The following is a 21,301-nucleotide window of genomic DNA, read 5'->3' as shown; positions in this document are numbered from 1 at the left end:
CGCATTGTTTGTACAGGTCTACTAACTTAATTCCTTGGTTGTCTATCCAATGTCTAAGAGTTTTGTTTCTGACAAATTGAGCCGTCCGAATCATGTCGTCGATGATTCGATATTGCTCTGCTTTGCCTTTCAACTTAAACTCTAAAACTATCATTGGAATAGTTTATCACTTTTGCTAAAACTTTTACCTATAAGTCTGTATATTTAACAAGTCTTCACAGTTCTTGTAATTAAAGCCTTCCTATAGCAATCCTAAATGATTGTCTGTAGGGACACGGCATTGCCGTCTCCCGGACACGGCACTGCCGTGTCCCTACAGATGGATTTGGGGGAAATCACATTTATGTTCGCCGCACGTGATAATGATTTAGGATTGCTATATAAGGACGGGGCTTTAGACCCAACTTTCTGGTAACAAAATCTACTCGATCCGGCTGCGCCGTAAGCGCAAAAAACCTCGGACAAACAAACATCTATCCGGTACAAAAGATATTAGACCTCTTTTGCAAAATCGGAAAATACCCTGAAATCATCTGGGTGAATCAGTGTTTATCTGTTTGATATCTGCGGTTTCTCGATCGAGCCCGTGACTTCTCCTGTGAAATCTGAAGTCTATTGATATTCACTTGCTTAACAATCAAACAGGCTTGAGCACCACAGCCGCGTAGCGACGGGGAGATAAATATTGTTGAGCTAGGCGCTGCAGGTCTAATGGTTGAAATGCTTTAATCGTGGTGGGATAGCTGAGCGCTAATTCGGCAGTGGCGATCGTACTGTAATATCCGTAAAGACCGGCTAACTGTCCCGGCGTTTCGATCGAAAAAGCAAAGTCATTGCACAGCAAACGCTTACAGCGCATCAGTTCTGCCTCCGAAACCGGCTCAGATTGCAATTCCCAAAGCCGATCGCAAATCCGAGCTTCCACTCCTTCGATATCATCCGCTTCCAAGACTGCACTAATAGTAAACAAACTAGATTCCCGTTGTAGCGAGAAAGAGCTTTCTATCGCCTCTACCAATTGTAATTCTTCGCGCAGTTCCCTGACCAAACGCGAAGTCCGCCCGTCTGCGAGCAACACTGAGAGCAAATCTAAGCCGCAAGCATTTTGCAACTGTTCAACTCCCGGCCCAGTCCAGGCCATCATCAGCCGCCCTTGTTCCAGTCGGGGGATGCGGAGTTCCTGACGGCGGATTTCTACCAGTGGCGGTTCCGCTTCTGCTGCAAATTTGGGACATTCCCACGGATCGGAAAATCGATCGAATGCTTTCTCTGTGATGTCTCTGGCTTGTTGTTCATCAATTCCCCCGACTATCACCACAGTCATATTATCCGGCTGATAGTGCCACCGATGAAAACACCGCATTTCGTGGGGAGTTCGCGACATCAGCAACTCTTCGGTTCCTAGTACCGATCGCCTGTAGGGATGTCGCTGGTAAACTGTTTCCATCATTGCTTGGAAACCCAGCCAATCGGGACTGTCTTGAGCTTGGCGGATTTCTTCGAGCACCACATCTCGTTCGCGATCGAATTCTGCATCGGGAATCGCAGCCCGCAGCAGCAATTCTGCCAGTGGCTGCGCCGTTTCTGCTAAATAGTCAGCCGCAGAGTTGACGAAAAAATGGGCGTAGTCGTGACTTGTAGCTGCATTGGCGACACCGCCGCGATTTTCGATTACCCGGTCAAATTGTCCTGGGGCGATCGAATCCGTCCCTTTAAATATCATGTGTTCGAGAAAATGAGCCATTCCCGACCAAGCATCGGTTTCCCGCGTAGCGCCAGCCTTCACCCACACGTCTAGCGCAACCACAGGTGTGGCCGGCATCCGTTGGTGAATGACCGTTAACCCATTGTGCAGCTTCCAGACATTGGCTGGGAACTCTAAAGCAGCGAGCAGTTGAGACAAGCTAGTTATTCTTAAACTTTAGTTAACTTCGGCTGCAACTATGGTAACGCTTTACTGATTTGCGATCTGGATTAATTGATACAAAACTCAGTTGACTGTTGGCTGTTGGCTGTTGGCTGTTGACTGTTGGCTGTTATTAAGGGTAATTTTGGCTTTTTTTTAAAACGACCTTAGCCTTAATCTAATACCATTTTTTTGTTTAAAAGTCAATAGGTTGCGCGGGATATTAATGAATCAGTCGGGAGAAAGAGGAAGCGATCGGAATATTCCAATAAATTAAAAGATATCAGAACACGAAAGAACACTAAAGACATCGAGAGGAGACACGACAGATGGTAGCTACCTTAGAAGATACCAAGCGCCAAGCGATCGCAACTAAATTAGCAGACATGAAAGCAGTGCAAAATCTGCTGATTGCTAACGAACAATTGTTCATCAATTCCTGCAGCGACTCCGAACTGCGCGATCGCTTCCGCGATATGCTCGAAGACGATCGCAAAAACTTGGGCGTACTGGAAACTACGATCGTCCAATACGGGGTTCAAAGCGAACCCAAAGAAACCACCACAAAAATGATCGAAGCAGTTCACAAACTAATGAAAGGTTCTGAACTCACAATGTTTGAAAAAGTGGGTCAGCACGAACTGCTCAAACACCAACAAACAATGGCCGGAATGTTAGTTCACAAAGCCGCTCAAGTAGTCGGCGCAGACATCGAAGCAGCCATTACTCCCCTCAACACAGTTAACTTTGAAAACCGCGCTCACCAAGAACAACTCAAAGGAGTTCTCGAAATCTTGGGCGTGCGGGAACTGACCGGAAAAGACCCCGATCAAGGCGTTTGGGCTCGCGTCCAAGATGCCGTCGCTGCTATGAGCGGCATCATCGGCGGTGCTGTCACCCGCACCAAAGATGAGATGAACATTGTCGAAATCATCACAATGGATCACCGCAAAGTCGATACCATATTTATGGAAATCGAAAAAACCGAAGATCCTCAAAAACTGCAAGAATTCTTCGGTCAACTTTACAAAGACTTAAGCGTGCACGCAGAAGCCGAAGAACAAATAGTTTATCCCGCAGTTCGCAGCTACTACACGGATACCCAAGAACTGTACGACGAGCAAGCAGAAATGAAGCAAATCCTCGCCAAAATCAAGGCTATGAACCCTAGTTCTGCGGATTTCAAAGCTCAAATCAAACTGCTCAAAACAGCGGTTCAGGATCACGTCAAGCAAGAAGAAGGCGATATGTTCCCTCAAATTCGCCGCAACCTGAGCGAAGCCCAAATGGAACAAATGGCTACTAAATTTAAAGCAGCCAAAAGCACGATTCAGCAAGAAATGGCTAAGATGAGCTAATTCAGCAGCAAGCTAATTTCCACTCTGGCAAAACTAGAGAATAGCTCAACTGCAACCTATCAATCCCGCTACCAAGGTGGCGGGATTACTGTTTTGTTTAACACCAATGTTCTACTTTATTGAGATGGATTTGATATTACTTGTAGGGGCGAGTTGACCAACAATACTGGCCAATAACTGACAATTTCAAAAACTCTTCCTCTGGCCGGGATATTACTTGATATAACTCCTAAAGGTATTTATGCACAAGTCGCGATCGCAAAAAACTGCACCCCAAAATTATATTTTGACGTGCAGTTTAAACCAACTAGCTGCTAATTGCTGAGTCTGAAACTAGAGACTCAAACTAACCTTAAAACAGCGGAGTCGAAGTTGGAGCGCCCAACATTAATTTAGGTTCATCAAGCTTCTGAGCTTCTAAAAACGATACGATCGAAGCTTCCGCCGCGTCTTTCAAAGCGTTGAAGTCAATAAAGCTACTTACGCCAGCAGTCTCAGGAGCGAGCAAGCTATCGACACTGCTCGCTTGCACCACAGCGGAACCGCCACCGTTAGTCAAAGGATCGGTGCTAGCAGCCGCAACACCCGCGTCGCCAGTCAGCAAATCGATGCTAGAACCAGTTCTTGTTGCCGCTGGTAGAGGCACCGAAGGCGAAGTATTGGGGCCCGGCACGTTAAAGGTAACAGGATTGGGCCCGGTTGGGATCGGGAACGGATTTTGAACGCTCGGATCGAAGACTTCCAAAACCGAGTAGTTCTCAGGGAACAAATTGGGAAATACAGCAATCCCGTTAGCATCCGTTCTTACCAGAGGTTCAGTTGCCGGATCGTAGCGGCCGTTCTTGTTCAAATCCAGAGTAAATGGGATATCGACCAGGGGCGGTTCGCCTGGATCTTGTGTGCCGTTACGGTTGTCGTCTCGGAATTTAGGCACCGACAGGTCATAGGTGCGAGAGTTGCCAATCAAAGCGCAGGTAAAAGTTTGATTGGGGCCCAGAACAATATTCAGCGCTGGAGTCGTCTGGAAGAAACCAGGAGGAGGTACTTCTCGAAGGTTGTAAGTACCCGGAGTCAAATTGTTGAACGCAAAGCGACCAAACTGATCGGTAGTCGTAGTGGCTTCCCCTGCATCCAAAGCACCGTTGTTATTCGTATCGAGATAGACAGTAACGTTGGGAATCGCCGGTTCATTTCCGTCTCGATAGCTGTTGAGGTTAAAGTCCTCGAATTTGCAACCGGTGATGTTGCTGTTCGGCGTGTTGGCAAAAGTAACGTTAGCGTCCTGAGTGCTCAGAGTCACGGGAACAGCAACAGATGTAGAAGGCGAGAAACCAGCCGGTACGACTTCTCGCACGGTGTAACTGCCCGTCGCCAAGTTGGTAAATGCTCCTCTTCCTTGGGCATTAGTCTGTATTTGTTGTTCTCCGGTGTCAGCAACCCCATTATTGTTGGTGTCGATGAAGACGGTAACACCGCTAAGGGGTGCTTCACCCTGAGTTGGCTCGTAGCGACCGTCTCCGTTCAGGTCATTGTATTTGAATACAGTGATGTTAGGTCGAGTGTTGCCCACACCAGCATTCGTTCCAGCGCCAGTATTAGCTCCCACAGGAGTAAAGGTAAGTGCCGGTGAGGGGTTAGTCGCTGGGAAAGCCAAAGGCGTGTTCGCAAAAATCGGTCGTACACCCGTGACTGCAATAGAAGGTTCCCCTGGCTGTTGGATGCCGTCTAAGTTGTTGTCTACGAATTTAGGGTCGTTTGGTTTCAGTGTATAGGTTGAGTCTGCTACTAACAGCGGTTGCTCTCTGCTGATCGAGGCCTGGAACCGTGCCTGCGGGCCTGGTGCAGAAACCAGAGCGGGGTTGGGAGTTGTTGCTACTGGAGCATTGAGATTGCCGGGAGGAATGTTAGGCCCACCTACTTCGCTCAGAGAGGTTTGGGGAAAAACTTCCAAAACTGAATAATTGGCCGCTCGCAAATTTTTAAAGGTAGCCACTCCGTTGACATCGGTGATGGCAACTGGTTCAGCGGCGGCTCCATCCCAGCGACCGTTACCGTTCAAATCTAAAATGAAGGGTACGTTAGCAATGGGGGATTCCAAAACTCCATTGACCACATTTCGCGTGCCGCTGCGGTCTAGGTCCCGAAATTTGTTAATTTCAATTTGATAGAGCGGAGTGTCACCAACTTGAGCGCAGGCAAAGGTTTGGCCGGCGGCTACCGTTACGTCGAGTACGGGAATGTTGTTGGGTGGGGTGCTTTGGGGGAAATCTTGTGTTTCTAAAGGTTCTGCGGTCGGACTGTTAACTCTTAGTCCGTTTGCATCAACTTGTGGTGCGATCCGTTCTTCCCGAACTTTGTAGGTTCCGGGCGCTACGTCAAACGACCACGCACCATTTTTGTCTGTTAGGGTGTTGGGTTCGCCTGCATCGCGTTGGCCGTTGCCATTTATATCAAGATATATCCTGACATTTTTAATGCCCGGTTCATTCCCGTCTCGAAAGCCGTCGCCATTTACGTCTAGGTATTTGCATCCAACGATCCGGCTGCCCACAACTTGGGTGTTGCCAAAGAAAACGTTGGCGTTTGTGTTTCCAACAGTTACAGCGAGGGGATTGGGAGTCGTACTACGGAAACCTGCGGGTACTGTGGTTTCTGTGAGTACGTAGTTGCCGGGAACAAGATTGATGAATGAGAACGATCCGTTGGCGTTTGTCAGTACGGAGACATCCCCTGCATCTAATGTGCCGTTGCTGCCGACCGCAGGTTCGAGGAGAATGGGGACGTTTGCCAGACCCGGTTCATTGGCCTGTCTGATCCCATCCGCATTCAAGTCATTGAACTTGATGCCTATAATTGCCGGGCCTGCATTCCCAACCTGTAATTGCTGGGCAATCCGCTCTTCGTTAGTTAAATCTGCCATGATTTCTCTCCTTCACACCTAAATCCACGTTAATTACAGACTACTGTATGGGTTTGTCAATAGCTGAGTAGCTTTTGCTAGTCGCTGACAATTGCCACTCGATTTTACATACGTCTGCGCTTGAGGTAATGTTCCCCATCTCACACAACAATGCCTCAAGCTTTGTCGCTGGCAAGTATATCAGGTTTTGAAGAACCCTGGCAATTTGAGGGCAACCTCTTCAAGATTTGCACGCCTTCTGTGTCCCTACTTACTTGCTGTTTCGAGCTTTAAAAAGCCTAAGACTTAGTGTTCTCCCCGATATCTAGTCAGGCTGCATCATTCAGGTTTGTCACGGTTCGCTGTGAAGAGGCGATCGCAGCCTCTGGGATTGCCAACCTGAAAAAACTTTAGACCGATCGAGCGATCGGACTCGAACTGACTTGCTTTGCCTGGAAATATGTCGGTCGGCCTTGGGGAACTGTCTGATAGTTTCTCACTCACGATCGATCCTAAAGCCTCTGAATCTTGCATCCAATATACAAGCCTGCTTCGGAGTTGCCGGAACTCAGGCTTGAGTGTTGGAGGTTGCCAACAATACGGTATCACGCGATCGCCCTTTAACCACTTCCCACTGTCGATCGGCGGTTTGGGCTTCGTGGCGATTCCGGTTCCCGATCGCCGCGCCGCGCCTACTTTTTTTTACCCTACATCACCGACAAATCCCTCGCACCCGACGGCACGAAAGAGTTTCCGAGATTCCAATTAATTAATTCGTTTTTATTGACAAATTCACCCACTTGTGTATTTGGCTCCCGACCGACATTCTGTTGCCCCAAGTTAGGAAGATTGCCTAAACTCGCCGCTTGTCGATCGACCAAAAAATCACTAATTGGATAAATAGCACGACCAGCGCTCGAAAGCAAGCTATCCGCCGCCATCAAAGCCTCCGGTTCCGCACCCGCAGAGTTGCCCCCATCCGTCAGCGAGTCGCCACTCAAAGATTTAGCCGATCGACCCTCAGCCTCTCCCGTCAGCAAATCGATAGTGCTAGCCCGAACATCTGCCGAGACAACAACCACCGCAGGCGGAGTCGTTTGAATGAAGCCCGGAGGCTGAACTTCCCGGATTACGTAACTACCTACCGGAACGTTGCGGAAACTGTAATTCCCCTGACTGTCGCTCAAGGTACTCGCTTCGCCCGGATCTAAACTGCTGTTGTTGTTGAGGTCGATGTAAATTTGGGTATTGGCGATCGGCGGTTCCCCGGCATCGAGGCGACCGTTGGCATTAAAATCGTTAAATTTGACACCGCTAATCGTCCCCGTTACCAACACGTTACCAAAGCTGAGGTTAGTCGCATTTGTGCCGTTACCGACGGTAATGGGAGTCGGACTTGGCGTGGTTTGTCGAAAACCGGGCTGCGGGACTTCCCTCACGAAATAAGTGCCTTGGGGCAAGTTGATAAAAGAGAAATTGCCTTGGGGGTTGGTTAAAGTCGAAGGTTCATTGGGATCGCTAGCGTTGTTGTTGTTGAGGTCGATGTAAATCGGCCAGTTGGCAACTCTCGGTTCCGTCGGTTCGTTGATACCGTTAGCGTTGAGGTCGTTGAACTTGAAACCGCTGATGCTGCCGGTGGGGAAATTGTTGCCGAAGTTGACGCCGACAGCGTTAGTGTTGCCCGTAATGTCGATCGCCCCTGGATTTGGCGTAGTCTGAACCCATCCGGGCTGCTGAACTTCCCTCACCAAATAGCGGCCGGGGGAAACATTGCCAAAAGTGTAGTTACCTTCCGGGTTAGTGATGGTATTCGGTTCGCCCGGATCGAGGCTGTTGTTGCCGTTGAGGTCGAGATAAATTTGCCAGTTAGCCAGAGGCGGGTCAGTCGCGTCTCGGATGCTGTTGGCATTCAGGTCATTGTACTTAATACCGCTGATGCTGCCGACAAAAAAGACATTGCCAAAATTGACGTTGTTGATATTGGCATTGGAAGTAACGTTAATCGGGCCAGGGTCTGGCGTAGTTTGGATAAAACCCGGTTGCTGGACTTCTCTCACCAAATATGTGTCTGCAGGAATATTGACAAATGCGTAATTGCCTTGAAGGTTTGTAATAGTAGAAGGTTCGCCGCCGTCGAGCCTGTTGTTACGGTTGAGGTCGAGATAAATTTGCCAGTTAGCTAGGGGTTGTTCCCCTGGGTCTTGGCGGCCGTTGCTGTTGATGTCGTTGAATTTTGTCCCGGCGATCGTCCCGGCGTTGAAGTTGTTGCCAAAATTGATATTGCCAGCAAAAGTCCCGCTGTTAATCGTGATGGGTGCGGGATTGGGCGTAGTTTGGCGAAAGTTCGGCTGCTGGACTTCCCTAACTTGGTAAGTCCCAGGCGGCAGGTTGGCGAAGGTGTAGTTGCCTTGGGCGTTGGTGACGGTGGAAGGTTCGTTAAAGTCAAGTCGATCGTTGTTGTTGAGGTCGAGGTAGATTTGCCAGTTGGGAATTGGCACTTCGCCGCCATCGGGCCGCCCGTTGGCGTTGAAATCGTTGTATTTATTGCCGCTGATGCTGCCGACTTGGAAGTTGCCGATGTTGACGTTGCCGATGTCTATTTGGCTGGCGGTTCTGGTGGGGATGCTGGATTTTGTCATCGGAAAATGTGGGTGGAAACCCCGTTATTGTAGGACGGCTTTATATTGGATACAATTTTAATTGTCAAAGACCCACCCGCGACGATGGAGACATAAACCCGCGTCTCCAAAGTTTGCGAACAATCGCAACGGGGCAGAAAAATCGGTGGCGTTGCTGAATGAAAGTATGATGGGTCTGTAGGGGTAAAGCAAAGAGTGCTTACCCCGTCGGCGGTGAGGGCAACCACAGGGGGATTGCCCGGAGGATTTCATCTCCTAATTCAGCAACGCCAGTAAGCGAACAAATCTTTGCCCGAACTATTGCCTTTGGCGTTTTCAACAGATAAGATGGTTACAGAGTCTGTTGAAACCATGAACCAAGTTATCACCGCCAAACTAAAGTTAAAGCTCACAGCCGATCAGAAATCAGTAGTACGCGATACTACGTTAGCTTATCGTGACGCTTTGAACTATACCTCGGTAATTGCTTTCGACAATGGCAAGTCTAGCAAGGGCGCTAAGTTGCAAAAACTGGTTTACAACAATTTGCGCTCTGATTTTAAGTTAGGCGCGCAGATGGCGTGTAACGTACCCAGGCAAGTCGCTGCAACATTTAAAGCATTGATGACAAAGGTTAAACAGAATAGCGAAGTAATAAAAAAAGGATACACTAAGAAGCGATTTAAAGGGCTTGACAAAGCTCCCAGATACTCGTCTCGAACCGCGACCTTGAATTACTAGCGCGACTATTCCTTTAAGCCCGGTCAGCAAGTCAGCATTGGAACATTGAATGGTCGTATCGTTGTCTCTTATGAAGGCTGGAATAAACACTTAGACTTAATCAGATCCTGCTCAAAAATTGGAGCAGCGAAGATAGTTTACCAGCGTTCTTCCAAAACTTACTATTTAATGGTAAGTATTGAGATTGAATTACCAGATATTGAGCCAACTACCATCACCAGAATTGCTGGTGTTGACGTGGGAATGAGATATCTGGCAGTAGAAACAGACCTCAACAATAAGTCTGCCTTCTATTCCGGTAAAGCATCACGACATCGAGCCAATCAATATCAGAAGGCTCGAAGAACTTTACAGCGTAAAGACACCCGTTCGGCCAAGCGAAGATTAATCGCTTTATCGGGACGGGAGAGACGGTTTATCGCTGATGTGAACCACCAAATCAGTAAAGAAATAGCCAAGCCGGTTAGCTTGATTGGACTGGAAGACTTGACCGGAATCCGTGAAAGAACGAAGTCAAAATCTGGCAAAAAGGCAAGCAAGAAACAGCGCAAAGCTAATCGGAACAGCGCTAGATGGTCTTTCGCCGAATTACACGGTTACATTCACTACAAAGCTAATTTGACTGGTAGTTTAGCGACTAAAGTTCCAGCGCATTACACTTCGCAGAGTTGCCCTAAATGTGGGCATACCTCGAAGGCTAATCGACCGAACAAGGGGCTAATGTTTCGCTGTGAATGTTGTGGTAATGAATTACACGCTGATTTGGTTGGGGCGCGAAACATTGCAATGAGAACGTTGCTCGTTCGGCAAGACTGGACGAGTACGGGGAGCTTGTCAGTATCCCCCGATGTGTCGCGCGATGAAACTAAAGCTGATATCCTGCAAAGGTTTTCAGAATTGCGGTGGAGCGTAGATACAAGCCCTCATCATAGCGGTACTCCGCTTGGTGATGGGTAATTGACTGTTTGCTCTACGGCAATCTAGCAGTTTTTTTGCCAATTGCAGCTATTTCAGGGGATTAATTTTTTGCTCGGAGGGAAGCGCTGAGAATCAAAAATGCCCGATGCCCTGTTTGGCCGATGCCTGATGCCCGATGCCCGATGCCCAATTTTTGCCAGATTTGATGTACGATCGCCAAGAGTTGTGCAGACAGAGGTCGAATTTTCCATGTCCCGAAACCAGACAGCACGCTGGAATGAAGCTCGCGAGGTTCTGAGTTGGCCCCTAGGCTGGGGTTTGTGCGGTTTTTTGGCAATAAGTTCGATCGCCTCTACTCCTGCTGCTGCACAGCTACCGGCCTCCGAACCCGCTAACAATAATAGCCCGATCGCCCAAACAGCCCAAACAGGTGCGATCGTCCGTCCCGCCATCAAATTGGGCAGCCGCGGCTCGGAAGTGCGCGAACTTCAAGCTGCTCTTGCGTTGTTGGGATTTTACGCTGACAGTGTAGACGGGATTTTCTCGCAAAGCACCGCTAAAGCTGTGTCTCAGTTCCAGGAAGCAGCAGGCATCGCCCCAGACGGTATTGTCGGTCAAGATACTTGGAACCGGCTGTTTCCTGCGACTCCTGGGGCGATCGAAAGCCCGATCGCCAACAATCCTGCAACGGCAGAAAACTCAGAGATTAACCCACAACCGCAGCCCACCAATTTTCCGATTTTGAGAAGAAGAATGCGGGGCCCGGCGGTCAGAGATTTGCAAGAACGACTGCGGGCGAAGGGATTTTTGCGCGTTAGTGCTGACGGCGTTTTCGGGGCGGAAACTCAAGCTGCTGTCAAGGCTGCTCAGCTACAATATCAACTACCAGCAGACGGCATTGTCGGCCGCGCTACTTGGGAAGCTTTGCTGCGCTGAAAGCCAGCAAATACTGTCGGATATAGCATTTCTCAGAAAGATGAGCTGTCGCTGGCCCGCGCAGGGCATCGGCCCGCGCAGGGCATAGGCCCGCGCCGGGCATACCTCACTTTCTTGACAACCGCTATATGCACATGGCGCGATCCTCTGCGAGGGCTAACGGGCGATCGTACAAATTGTTAAGTCCATCAACCTAATTAAACATACAGTCTGGAACTCTAAAAAGCCTGCTGTATATACCTTCTTCCTGATGACGCTGTACGGAAAGCTCCGAGGCGACAGCAAAACATGACGTTGGACTAATGACTAATGACTAATGATTAATGACTAATGACTAATGACTAATGACTTAAAAAGTGTCAAGTTTAGTAAAGAAAGTATTGTCATGGCGGAAGTTGGTGTTATGTTAAATACATGAGGGGCAGAACCAAGAAGCAAAAAAAACTTGGATAAAAAATTTGAAATTAGAGTATTTGTCCCGATCGACTCTAGTTCGCAGGCCATGCCTGAATCGTATAGTTTATTAGCAAAGAAAGGTTGATCTTGCGATCGAGATTTGTGAAATAGCTTGAGGCGATTTGAGAAATCGAATGTCAACAAGTTAGAATGGCGATCGCGCAGTCAAACACAGAAGTCTGCATAGGCTCCGCTATTAGCTATATCGCCCGCAGAGCAATTGCCAAAAAGTAAACTTTAGTAGTAGTTTTGCTGGATTTCAGCACAGCTAAAAACCCACTTGAATCAATTTAACTCACAAATGTTTTAGGGTCTGGCATCCGATATGCTAGGCCCTAAAATTTTGCGTGCAGTTGGCAGTTGGCAGTTGGTGGTTGGCAGTTGGTGGTTGGCAGTTGGTGGTTGGCAGTTGGTGGTTGGTGGTTGGCATTAGCTAATAAGCTGTTGCGGCATTTAAACTGTATATCAAAAAACAATAAAACAATGAGTGGGGTGTCCCGCCCTGAATATGCAATGTTTATTTGCGCTACACGTTACAGCTTAATAATATCGTTTCCGGCTGCATCGTCAGGTGATAAATTAGAGGGCAATTCATGAAGGATTTTTACAAATCACCACCTATCTCGGTGCAATTTTCAGTTATTCGATTCACAGTCAACAGTCAACAGTCAACATCATGAGGAATGCAACCGGAATTGATCTAACAACAAACAACTGACAACAAACAACTGGCAACTGCCAAGCCCATTTCATTTAATATCTTCAATGCGAGCATTCAAACCGTTAACGGTGAGAATTTGGAGCAATTCGTCAGCTTTTTCGCGCTCCCGAAAAGCGCCGGCTTGCATTACCGATCGCCCGTTGGTAAAAGTCCGAAAAGCATCGGGAACCAAGGAGAGTATTTTTTGTCTGTCGCCGGAACTCTGGGCATCCACCACAACTCGATACCGGAAACCCAAAGCAATAGCTCGATCGAATGACGGCGAATTCTCCGAACCTGCCACAGAATTACCCCCTAAAATAGCAGGTACGTAGCCGCCCCTTCCTAGAGGAATGTTGCGGCCAGGAACCGGCAATTTACCCTCGGAAGAAACCGAACTAGACCTATCAAAATTGGGCGAAATTATTGGTTGCTCTACTGAACTTTCTCGAACAGATCGAGCATCGGGATCTGGTACGGGAATTGCGATCGCCCCTGGAACAATCGATGCAGCAGTGGCATTTATCGGAGCAATTTCTTGCCGCAACTGAGGGTTAGACGACCTTATGGAAACAGGCTGTGGTGGCGCAATTAGCGCTCTTTCAACTCGGGGAGTTAGCCGCCCCGGAGTGTAAACAGGGAGAGAAGTTTCAGGGCCGCCGATACTCGCAGATCGATCGGACGTTAGCAGCAAACCACTGCCCGCAATGGGCGCAGGCGGGCTAAAAGTTCCAGCCACAGCTACCGAACCCGTCGTGCGATTGCTCAACAATTGATTGCCGTAAGCTGGGATTACTTGACCTTTCGCCGCATTGTTGACATCGTACTGACCGTTGTTGCGAATGACATTGCCCCCCGGTTCGGCCGCAGTTCCCAAATCCGGCAGAGCTCGGGCGATCGCCACAATTCCGTCCCGCTTGTTACTTTCGATATAATTGTTACGCAGCACCGGTCTAGCATCAGCTTGCACCACGACGCCGTCCTTATTCCGAGTAATTTTGTTACCGATCAGCAAAGGCGAGGCGTTCTGCGCTACATTCACGCCAAATCCAGTGTCTTCAAACACATTATCTCGAACTTCCGGCCGGGAACTGCCAAAAATCGTAATCCCGTTAGCTCCATTTTTCGAGAAAACATTGCCGCCAATCGTCGGCCTTCCAGTTCCCACTACCGAAATCCCGTCGTGAGTGCTCCCCGAAAAAGTATTGTTGACAACCGTCGGAGAACTCGATTCGATCCACAAAGCGTAACCGCGATAGTTGGTATTTGTCACTGTCACCCCGCTGAGTCCCGCCCCGTCTGCGCCTAAAATTGCGATGTTTTGACCCGCCGAAGTCGGGCTGAGGAATTCTCCTCCGCCTTTGATCACAATATTCTGGCCGCGAGTGTTGGGATTTCCCTGGACAGTCACGCTGGGTCTGAGCATTAATGGAAATTTTTCGCCGCTTTGAGCGCTGTAAGTACCGGGCGCTAGTAAAATTGCTGTTTTGGGCGGGGCTACGCTTAAGGCGTAGGTGAGGGTTTTGAATGGCGATCGATCGCTCCCGTTACCTCCTGTGTCGCTACCACCGCTAGAACTCACGTAGAGTATGTTAATGTTGCTTTCTGGCGCTTGAGAAAGAAGCTGCACCGGGGGGATACCCGCAGCGACAACTGAGGCTTGAGGGCTATAAAAAGCTGTGCTGGCAAAGACGAGCAGCAAGCAAGAACTTAAAGCTTTCCTTGGCGATGGCGTTCCGCCCCGCAAGCTACGATTTTCTTTGCACTCGCTCTGTTTTGAATTTAGGAACATAAAAAAACACAATTTATCTTTGAGCCAAATTTCGCATTCCCTGTTTCGTGTCTGGTTTTGGCGATCGCAGTTTGATTTCACCCGCCTGCTGGCGTTTTCTGCTGTTAATGTTTTGTTGGCGTTGCTGAATGAAAGTATGATGGATTTGTAGGGGTAAAGCCCCCGTGCTTACCCCGTCGGCGGTGGGGGCAACCACGGGGGGATTGCCCCTACAGATTTCATCTCCCAATTCAGCAACGCCATGTTTTGTTTTGCTCTGCTAACCTGACGGCTCTCCTCCGAAGTGTGGTATGCAGTTTAACGATTCCACTTTGATCAAGTTTGATCTATTATGCTTTGTTTTTTTCAAATTCCCTAAAACTTAAAAATTTGTCAAATTTAGATCCGTTGATGCCAAAATTAGGTCGGTCGTTTTTGCCACAATCTTGACTGTGTGGGAGAATGTAGCAGTTTGAAAGGTAGGATTAATTTTAATTAAGGTGGTTCTGAATGACCGAGAAACAAAACAGAACTTTACCGGCACAGCCGGCACTCTGCCGGATTTTAGATGCAAATCTAGACCGCGCGCGCGAAGGGTTGAGAATTATTGAAGAATGGTGCAGGTTTGGTCTTAACAACGCCGAAAAGGCCCTGGCGTGCAAACAACTGCGTCAGGAATTGGCGGCTTGGCACACGGCAGAATTACGCAGCGCTAGGGATACGCCGGCAGATCCGGGGACGGAGTTGACTCACCCGCAGGAAGAGCAGCGATCGAGCATCCAGCAGCTACTGGAGGCGAATTTCTGTCGGGTGGAAGAAGCTCTGCGGGTACTGGAAGAGTACGGCAAAGTTTACGATCCAAATATGGGCAAGGCTTTTAAGCAGATGCGCTATCGGGTGTATACTCTCGAAAGCGATTTGCTGGCTTACCGGCGCTACCAGCAGTTACTTCGATCGCACTTATATCTGGTAACTTCGCCCCGAGACAATTTGTTACAAGTCGTAGAAGCTGCTTTGCAAGGCGGGCTGACTTTGGTGCAGTACCGCGACAAAACCTCCGACGATGCGGTAAGGTTGGCCAACGCGCGGCAGATGAGCGAACTTTGTCACCGCTACGATGCTTTGTTGATTGTGAACGATCGCGTGGATTTGGCGATCGCAGTGGATGCCGACGGCGTACACTTAGGGCAGCAAGATTTGCCTGTAGGCGAAGCGCGCAGGTTGCTCGGCCCGGGACGGATTATCGGCTGTTCGACTACCAATGGCGAGGAAATGCAGCGAGCTATTGATGCCGGAGCCGACTATATTGGAGTTGGGCCTGTCTACGAAACTCCCACCAAAGCAAACAAGCCGGCGGCGGGTTTGGACTATGTGAGGTATGCTGCTGATAAGTCGCCTGTTCCTTGGTTTGCGATCGGCGGAATTGATATCAACAACCTAGATCGAGTATTGAATGCTGGAGCTCAAAGAGTTGCCGTAGTGCGATCGATTATGGAAGCAGAACAGCCTACTTTAGTCACGCAGTTTTTGATATCGCAGTTGATTCGGATGCAGAATCTGAAAGCCCAGAAAGCTTTGCAAGGGACAAGCTAAGTTTATTAGCTTAGTTGATTAGCAATTTGTCGGGCGGGTTTCGTATACCGATATAACCCGTCTGAGTTCGGGTTTTGTCTGACTTTCTGGCAGTTCAAACCGGCGAGTCTTTTCATTTCAAACATATTGAAATATAATTTTTGTACCGAAGCAGCTCTAAAAACTGATAATATTTAAATGATGACAAATCAAATTGCCCTGGAAGTTAACGGAGAAAAACGCAATTGTGCGATCGACACACCGTTACCAAAATTACTAGAACAACTAGGATTAAACCCGCGCTTAATAGCTGTGGAGTACAACGGCGAAATCCTGCACAAACAATTTTGGGAAACCACAAACATCCAAGAGGGTGACATCCTAGAAGTAGTCACAATCGTCGGAGGAGGTTAGCACAAAGCGAGCGAATAATACCAAATCCCTTGGTATCCAAATTATTCATCTCTCTCTTCTCTTCCTCTGTGCTCTCTGCGGTCTCTGCGGTTAAATCATTCCGAATTTATCACAAAAATTGTCTACCAAACATGACATCCCCGACTTCTTTAAGAAGTCGAGGATATGGGTATATTGAGATATGAAATCAGGAAGCATATCCCCAATTATATGCGTTCCCAGGCATAGCCTAGGAACGCATTAAATTAAACTGCTACAGCTTCGGCAACAGGTGCTGCAACCACAGGATAAATGCTCACTTTCTTGCGAGTTTTGCCCTTTCTTTCAAAAGTCACAACACCATCAATCATGGCAAACAAAGTATCATCTCTGCCGATACCAACATTATTACCGGGGTGAACTTTCGTGCCGCGTTGACGAATCAAAATGTTGCCAGCTTTGACAACTTGACCGCCGTACTTTTTGACACCAAGACGCTGGGAATTAGAGTCGCGTCCGTTACGTGTGCTGCCTGTACCTTTCTTATGGGCCATAATGTCCTCAACTTTATTTACTATTGTTTATTCTGATTCAATTTCGCCAGTTTGGGGAGTTTCCACAACTGCTTGAGACAAATCTCTCGCGGCCAAAACAACACCATTGACTGTAATAGAGTCAATCATAAACCGAGTTGTTTCTTGGCGGTGTCCTTTTTTCTTCCGAGTTTTCTTTTTCGGCTTCATCTTGTAGACGAGGACTTTGCGGCCCCGGAAATGCCGCAGCACAGTTCCTTCGACTGTGGCATTTTCTACTAGAGGCTGGCCGATATGAACGTCGTCTTCGTGCTGGATCAGAAATACTTTGTCAATGGTGACTTGTGATTCAGCTTCCACGTGAAGCAGTTCGATGTCGTAGAAGCGGCCCGGTTCTACTCGAAATTGTTTGCCGCCGGTCTCAATAATTGCGTAGGTCATGGGATAGTCGTTGGGTTTGCCGTACAGGTAGCTGGTTAGTCATTGGTCATTAGTCATTAGTCATTAGTCATCAGTCATTAGTCATGAGTCATTAGTTATGAACTTTTGGCTGTGGACTTTTGGCTGTGGACTTTTGACGGCTGCTCTCCAGCTTTTGGAATGTCTCGACCTGATCCGAGCAGGATTTAGACAGACAATCTACAATTATTGTTGATTTGGGTATTTTTGTCAAGTTCTCCCGTGCGCCGCAATTTTCTAATTAGGCAGTCTTGCACGCAAAGGCGGTCATAAACCGGTTTTTTTTGACGAAAAGGCGCGTTTTCACCCAGAGTAAGGATAAAAAACCCGGTTTCTTTGGTCTGAATGTCGCGAACTGTTAGGGATAAAAACAGAAGATACTGGACATTTTTATCCAATTTATCCAAATTCAAGCAGTCGCAGAACACCTGCTACTTCGCAACAATTCCAAAGCCTGATGTCTTACCCTGCCCTCCATCACCTCTTTTTGTAAAGTAATAAAAGCCTCAAAATCTTCCAAACCGTACTTAGTCATCTGCAACTGCTGTCGCAACATTTCTTCTGCCTCAACCGTTAAATAACCTGTTTTTAAAGCTTTTTGGACAATGGTACTGATTAAAGTCATAGTAGATTCACCTGCAGGCACGCACGTAAACAGTGGAGTTTTGTCACCAGACTAACTCAGATTTTAGTTTGTTTCCCGATCGCCCTTCAAATAAGTCAAATCTACCTTAAGGCATATTTTAAACTATCGATTTGTCAGTAGATCATTGTATCAATTTTTACTCACAAATGCGATTCAATTGATGATTGAACAGCTATTCTTGAAACTCAAGCTACACATCAATAGTGTAGGATACTTTGAAACCAACTGGCAATCCCTTGCCCTGCCTAGGAATCATCTAATGTTAAAAAATGAGATTAAATTTAAAAATGTAGCCCAATTTAGAGCCACAGGGATTAGTTAGTTTCTAACAACAGTCGCCATTCTCTGACAGCAAAGGGAGGAACCAGCAACGCAGCTTTTTTTTCACCTTTCACTGGCAAGTTCAACCGCAAAGGCTGATTGCTTTCGACTTGTGTAATGATTGATTTAAAATCGTATTCTCCGACATTAACCGGCAAATCCGACTCGCTCCAAATATCATTAGCCATGCCCATTGCGCGACTTCCCGCAGCCACATTCAGCGGCACAGGGTGCTGCAATTCTGTTCCGGGAAACCCTACCAATCTTAGATTAAAAGAGTTTACTACTCCCGACTTTACTCGCTTGTACAAAACAACTTGCCATGCTTTGTCATCAGTATCGCGCAGGCTTTGTACGGAACGAAACATTACTCTGTCGCCCGCTTCTGGATACTTGTGAATCGAGGCAAAAGCGGGCGGGCTGAGAGTTAAGGTTAGATACAAACACAAGCTAATGATTGTTAAAGCCTGGAAAAAGGAAGGTTTTTTACTGAGATTGTTCATAGGATGACCAAAATATCGCTTATTACCCAAAAGTTTAATACATAAAAAAGTAGGATGCGTGCGACGCGCCCTACTACTCATTTTAAACCTAGATGAATCCAACTGCCTGCTTAGGCAGGGGGAAGAGCATAAAAAGCAACTCCCTCATCCCGGAAATCTGACCTCCCCTGTACCGCACGCCGCTGCTCGTCGCTTGCTGTGAAAAAGTGTGTAATATTTAGCGAATTTTCCCGTTCCCTCGCCAGGTTAGTAAAACGATAGACGGGTATTGCACCCGGAACTGCCGTGCTATATGAATTGAAAACCTCCCCCTGATCGCGGAACTGGGGTAAGGTGCGAACAAACTGTATCTCACCAGGTTTATTCGTAAAGAAATAGGTTCCTGATGCCGTATTTAAGAAGCGTTCAACCTTGGCATTACCGTCGCCTGGAGCAACAAATTCATCGCCTTCACTCTGGAAACGAGAAGGGTTGGTTAGTCGGTCACTTTTCTCTATTGGATCTGTAGTATAAAAATGCCCTCCTGCCGTCTTGTCAAAGAAACGCGCCACGGGAACGCCACTACTGCCTTCTGGATTTACAGGCGCACCTGTTATAGGGTCTTTCAAGGTGACACTGCCACTGGGAGTTGAAACCTGTAATGTGAAAGGCTGAGGAACTTGTGTTAACGTATTATAGCTAGTCACGCGGACTACATAGTCCACACCAGGCACACTTGTAAGCGGGAAAGAAGCCCCATTGGAGTATTTAGTACCAGGAGAACTCGCTATTTTTGCGTTTGGGAAGCCGCCGCTATCATCATCCTCAGCAAGAAGAAGAGCCCCATCAGCGACATTCGCACCCCTGCTGCCTTTGGGTACCTGAAAGACTTGCAGGTAAGGGTCGAAGCTTGTGCTCAGATCTTTAAATAGATCAATTGATATAGGCTGATTAACTAACCCTACGTCTAAGAGGTAATCTTTAGCGCGAGTTCTTGCCGAACCATCGTTAGGATTAGGAGTCGGGATATCCTTGTCAGTTGTAGTTAACTGATTTGTCACTTGAACTGATGCCATTTAAGCTGTCCTCTTAACTTTTTTGATAGCAGGTGTTATAAAATACTGCCTTCTACATTTATAAAATACTCAAGACTGATAAGTTACCTAAGAGCTATTAGTATTTTTATTAGGTATTTTTGTGAAAAGTATACCAACGCGGGAAGTGATTTTATTTTAAAGAAATTTAACAATTATATAAAACATTGTCTGACATCAGTAAAACCCACATTCCGCACCCTACGGTGTCACACAGCATAATTACTTATAAAAATCAATTTTTCCAGTAAAAAGTTATATGTTATTAGAAAAATATTTTTTTATATACGGTATATCAGTATAATTTATAGCTGGAGGGTTCGATAAAAATAAGTAAAAACCGATTGCGACAGTTGAGGGTGCGGAATGTGGGAGAAGAATACACAAAAAGTTAGTGCCTTAAGCAGATAAAATTGTAAATAATTATAAATAATTATAAAGATACCATGACACACCTAAATAAACCCTTACAAATATCAGAACAGAAGTTTATAGAGGCTGCGGCTTGCTGGAATCTCGAACAGTTATATGCAGACTTGACAGCAGCCAAACAAGAGTACGCTAGCAGTACAAAGCAGCGACTCACTCCTTTAGAAAAAACTTACCTGCGAGGATTGCTTTGCAATTATAGTCCCCCGGAAATTGCCACCGCACTCCACCGCGAATGCGCCGGTATTAGAGTAGACTTATCGAGAGGGCTGTATCGCTACATAGAAGTTTTGACGCTCCAACAACCCAAAGACTGGAGAGAAATCCCAAGTATGCTAGAAATATTTGGTTATAAACAAAAGGGGAATGTAGAAACATTGCATCCTACATTGATAAATTATATCCAAACTCCCCAAACTCCCATTGAAAATCCAACTGAATGGGGGATGTTGGCTGATACGTCTATTTTCTACGGGCGCACAACAGAACTTGCTAACTTAGAGCAATGTATTTTACAAGAAAACTGTCGCTTAGTTGCTATATTAGGTATGGGTGGCATTGGCAAAACTGCTTTAGCATCTAAGCTAAGAAATATGATTAAAGACCAGTTTGAGTGCTTGATTTGGATAGACCTCAGTTATGCACCTCTATTGGCAGATACTCTGGCAAATTTGATCGAATCTTTATCAGATAAACCACTAAGCGATTTAGATAAATTGCGGTTAATTAGTCAGGATAAAAAAGTTTTTCTTCAAGCTGCGATCGCTCTCAAAGATCGCTCGCAGCTTGAATCTTATCTAGAAAAACTAATCGCTTCCACAACTGCAATAGAACAGACGATCATCGCTGATGGTATCCAGCGGCTGATTCAGTGTTTACAAAAGCGTCGATGCCTAATAATTTTAGATGAGTGGGAAGCTGTTTTCAGCACTGAGCAGTTAAGAGACCTCCACAAAAAGAATGATCCAATAGCTATGTGGGTTTAGCGAAAATTTCTACAAACCATTTGTGAAGATTGGGGAGACGATGAATCTGGGTTTCAATTTCTGCCATAGCTAACTCCGAAAGT

Annotated in this window: 19 protein-coding genes; 8 read left to right on the top strand and 11 right to left on the bottom strand. The window is 47.0% G+C overall.

Annotated features, from left to right (window positions below; genetic code table 11):
- The first annotated feature begins 256 nt into the window (after positions 1-256).
- The gene (locus IQ263_RS23450; RefSeq protein WP_194070542.1) at positions 257-415 is read left to right on the top strand and encodes a hypothetical protein; all 159 of its coding nucleotides are present in this window, start codon (positions 257-259) and stop codon (positions 413-415) included.
- A gap of 222 nt (positions 416-637) precedes the next feature.
- On the opposite strand, the gene IQ263_RS23445 is transcribed toward IQ263_RS23450, so the two are convergent.
- Positions 638-1,903: a M16 family metallopeptidase gene (locus IQ263_RS23445; protein ID WP_194070541.1), complete on the bottom strand. Its 1,266-nt coding sequence runs from the start codon at positions 1,901-1,903 to the stop codon at positions 638-640.
- A 332-nt stretch (positions 1,904-2,235) separates the two neighbouring features.
- Here IQ263_RS23445 and IQ263_RS23440 point away from each other — a divergent pair, with 332 nt between their 5' ends.
- A complete protein-coding gene (locus IQ263_RS23440; RefSeq protein ID WP_194070540.1) occupies positions 2,236-3,264 on the top strand; it encodes a hemerythrin domain-containing protein in 1,029 nt (342 codons plus the stop codon).
- A 352-nt stretch (positions 3,265-3,616) separates the two neighbouring features.
- On the opposite strand, the gene IQ263_RS23435 is transcribed toward IQ263_RS23440, so the two are convergent.
- From IQ263_RS23435 to IQ263_RS23425, 3 genes are all read right to left on the bottom strand, one after another.
- Entirely contained in the window at positions 3,617-6,184 is a 2,568-nt protein-coding gene (locus IQ263_RS23435; RefSeq protein WP_194070539.1) for an MSCRAMM family protein, read from the bottom strand.
- Between the two features lie 318 nt (positions 6,185-6,502).
- The gene (locus tag IQ263_RS23430; RefSeq protein WP_194070538.1) at positions 6,503-6,697 is read right to left on the bottom strand and encodes a hypothetical protein; all 195 of its coding nucleotides are present in this window, start codon (positions 6,695-6,697) and stop codon (positions 6,503-6,505) included.
- Between the two features lie 173 nt (positions 6,698-6,870).
- Positions 6,871-8,802 (bottom strand): SdrD B-like domain-containing protein, encoded by a 1,932-nt coding sequence (locus IQ263_RS23425; protein WP_194070537.1) that lies wholly within the window; start codon positions 8,800-8,802, stop codon positions 6,871-6,873.
- A gap of 288 nt (positions 8,803-9,090) precedes the next feature.
- On the opposite strand from IQ263_RS23425, the gene IQ263_RS28875 reads away from it, so the two are divergent.
- The 3 genes from IQ263_RS28875 to IQ263_RS23415 all read left to right on the top strand — a co-directional run bounded on the left by IQ263_RS28875 (position 9,091) and on the right by IQ263_RS23415 (position 11,376).
- Positions 9,091-9,522, top strand: a complete 432-nt coding sequence (locus tag IQ263_RS28875) for a hypothetical protein (protein WP_228050299.1) — start codon at positions 9,091-9,093, stop codon at positions 9,520-9,522.
- Positions 9,523-9,567: 45 nt separating this feature from the next.
- Complete coding sequence (locus IQ263_RS23420; RefSeq protein ID WP_228050298.1) at positions 9,568-10,479, top strand: RNA-guided endonuclease InsQ/TnpB family protein; 912 nt, start codon at positions 9,568-9,570, stop codon at positions 10,477-10,479.
- A gap of 99 nt (positions 10,480-10,578) precedes the next feature.
- Positions 10,579-11,376 carry a peptidoglycan-binding domain-containing protein gene (locus IQ263_RS23415; RefSeq protein WP_228050297.1) on the top strand — a complete coding sequence of 266 codons (798 nt, stop codon included), beginning with the start codon at positions 10,579-10,581 and terminating at the stop codon, positions 11,374-11,376.
- Positions 11,377-12,581: 1,205 nt separating this feature from the next.
- Here IQ263_RS23415 and IQ263_RS23410 read toward each other — a convergent pair.
- Together IQ263_RS23410 and IQ263_RS28870 are read right to left on the bottom strand one after the other, a co-directional pair.
- Positions 12,582-14,324, bottom strand: a complete 1,743-nt coding sequence (locus IQ263_RS23410; protein WP_228050296.1) for a DUF1565 domain-containing protein — start codon at positions 14,322-14,324, stop codon at positions 12,582-12,584.
- Positions 14,325-14,337: 13 nt separating this feature from the next.
- Positions 14,338-14,520, bottom strand: coding sequence for a hypothetical protein (locus IQ263_RS28870; protein ID WP_228050295.1), 183 nt, complete (start codon positions 14,518-14,520; stop codon positions 14,338-14,340).
- A 293-nt stretch (positions 14,521-14,813) separates the two neighbouring features.
- Here IQ263_RS28870 and IQ263_RS23405 point away from each other — a divergent pair, with 293 nt between their 5' ends.
- Both IQ263_RS23405 and thiS read left to right on the top strand, forming a co-directional pair.
- A complete protein-coding gene (locus IQ263_RS23405) occupies positions 14,814-15,896 on the top strand; it encodes a thiamine phosphate synthase (RefSeq protein WP_194070536.1) in 1,083 nt (360 codons plus the stop codon).
- A gap of 180 nt (positions 15,897-16,076) precedes the next feature.
- Complete coding sequence (gene thiS / locus IQ263_RS23400; protein ID WP_194009021.1) at positions 16,077-16,289, top strand: sulfur carrier protein ThiS; 213 nt, start codon at positions 16,077-16,079, stop codon at positions 16,287-16,289.
- A 245-nt stretch (positions 16,290-16,534) separates the two neighbouring features.
- On the opposite strand, the gene rpmA is transcribed toward thiS, so the two are convergent.
- The 5 genes from rpmA to IQ263_RS23375 all read right to left on the bottom strand — a co-directional run bounded on the left by rpmA (position 16,535) and on the right by IQ263_RS23375 (position 19,785).
- Complete coding sequence (rpmA, locus tag IQ263_RS23395) at positions 16,535-16,822, bottom strand: 50S ribosomal protein L27 (protein WP_194070535.1); 288 nt, start codon at positions 16,820-16,822, stop codon at positions 16,535-16,537.
- Between the two features lie 27 nt (positions 16,823-16,849).
- Positions 16,850-17,242: a 50S ribosomal protein L21 gene (rplU, locus tag IQ263_RS23390; RefSeq protein WP_194008993.1), complete on the bottom strand. Its 393-nt coding sequence runs from the start codon at positions 17,240-17,242 to the stop codon at positions 16,850-16,852.
- 427 nt (positions 17,243-17,669) lie between these two features.
- Positions 17,670-17,885: a hypothetical protein gene (locus tag IQ263_RS23385; protein ID WP_194008992.1), complete on the bottom strand. Its 216-nt coding sequence runs from the start codon at positions 17,883-17,885 to the stop codon at positions 17,670-17,672.
- Between the two features lie 335 nt (positions 17,886-18,220).
- Positions 18,221-18,730: a DUF3122 domain-containing protein gene (locus tag IQ263_RS23380; RefSeq protein ID WP_194070534.1), complete on the bottom strand. Its 510-nt coding sequence runs from the start codon at positions 18,728-18,730 to the stop codon at positions 18,221-18,223.
- Between the two features lie 110 nt (positions 18,731-18,840).
- On the bottom strand, positions 18,841-19,785 hold the full coding sequence (locus IQ263_RS23375; RefSeq protein WP_194070533.1) for a hypothetical protein: 945 nt from the start codon (positions 19,783-19,785) through the stop codon (positions 18,841-18,843).
- Between the two features lie 464 nt (positions 19,786-20,249).
- Between IQ263_RS23375 and IQ263_RS23370 the strand changes: the two genes are divergently transcribed.
- Positions 20,250-21,218 (top strand): ATP-binding protein, encoded by a 969-nt coding sequence (locus tag IQ263_RS23370; RefSeq protein WP_228050294.1) that lies wholly within the window; start codon positions 20,250-20,252, stop codon positions 21,216-21,218.
- Positions 21,219-21,301: the final 83 nt, after the last annotated feature.

This window comes from Tychonema sp. LEGE 06208 (assembly GCF_015207505.1).
GTDB lineage: Bacteria > Cyanobacteriota > Cyanobacteriia > Cyanobacteriales > Microcoleaceae > Microcoleus.
The sequence above is the reverse complement of the archived record's forward strand: the minus strand, read 5'-3'. Positions and strand labels throughout refer to the sequence as shown.

Coding starts and splice junctions, on each gene's coding strand:
- IQ263_RS23410 (WP_228050296.1), bottom strand. CDS start 14,324: ATGTTCCTAAATTCAAAACAGAGCGAGTGCAAAGAAAATCGTAGCTTG.
- IQ263_RS23385 (WP_194008992.1), bottom strand. CDS start 17,885: ATGACTTTAATCAGTACCATTGTCCAAAAAGCTTTAAAAACAGGTTAT.
- rpmA (WP_194070535.1), bottom strand. CDS start 16,822: ATGGCCCATAAGAAAGGTACAGGCAGCACACGTAACGGACGCGACTCT.
- IQ263_RS23430 (WP_194070538.1), bottom strand. CDS start 6,697: ATGCAAGATTCAGAGGCTTTAGGATCGATCGTGAGTGAGAAACTATCA.
- IQ263_RS23380 (WP_194070534.1), bottom strand. CDS start 18,730: ATGAACAATCTCAGTAAAAAACCTTCCTTTTTCCAGGCTTTAACAATC.
- IQ263_RS23405 (WP_194070536.1), top strand. CDS start 14,814: ATGACCGAGAAACAAAACAGAACTTTACCGGCACAGCCGGCACTCTGC.
- IQ263_RS23435 (WP_194070539.1), bottom strand. CDS start 6,184: ATGGCAGATTTAACTAACGAAGAGCGGATTGCCCAGCAATTACAGGTT.
- IQ263_RS23415 (WP_228050297.1), top strand. CDS start 10,579: ATGCCCGATGCCCTGTTTGGCCGATGCCTGATGCCCGATGCCCGATGC.
- IQ263_RS23440 (WP_194070540.1), top strand. CDS start 2,236: ATGGTAGCTACCTTAGAAGATACCAAGCGCCAAGCGATCGCAACTAAA.
- IQ263_RS23450 (WP_194070542.1), top strand. CDS start 257: ATGATTGTCTGTAGGGACACGGCATTGCCGTCTCCCGGACACGGCACT.
- IQ263_RS23375 (WP_194070533.1), bottom strand. CDS start 19,785: ATGGCATCAGTTCAAGTGACAAATCAGTTAACTACAACTGACAAGGAT.
- IQ263_RS23425 (WP_194070537.1), bottom strand. CDS start 8,802: ATGACAAAATCCAGCATCCCCACCAGAACCGCCAGCCAAATAGACATC.
- IQ263_RS23370 (WP_228050294.1), top strand. CDS start 20,250: ATGACACACCTAAATAAACCCTTACAAATATCAGAACAGAAGTTTATA.
- thiS (WP_194009021.1), top strand. CDS start 16,077: ATGACAAATCAAATTGCCCTGGAAGTTAACGGAGAAAAACGCAATTGT.
- rplU (WP_194008993.1), bottom strand. CDS start 17,242: ATGACCTACGCAATTATTGAGACCGGCGGCAAACAATTTCGAGTAGAA.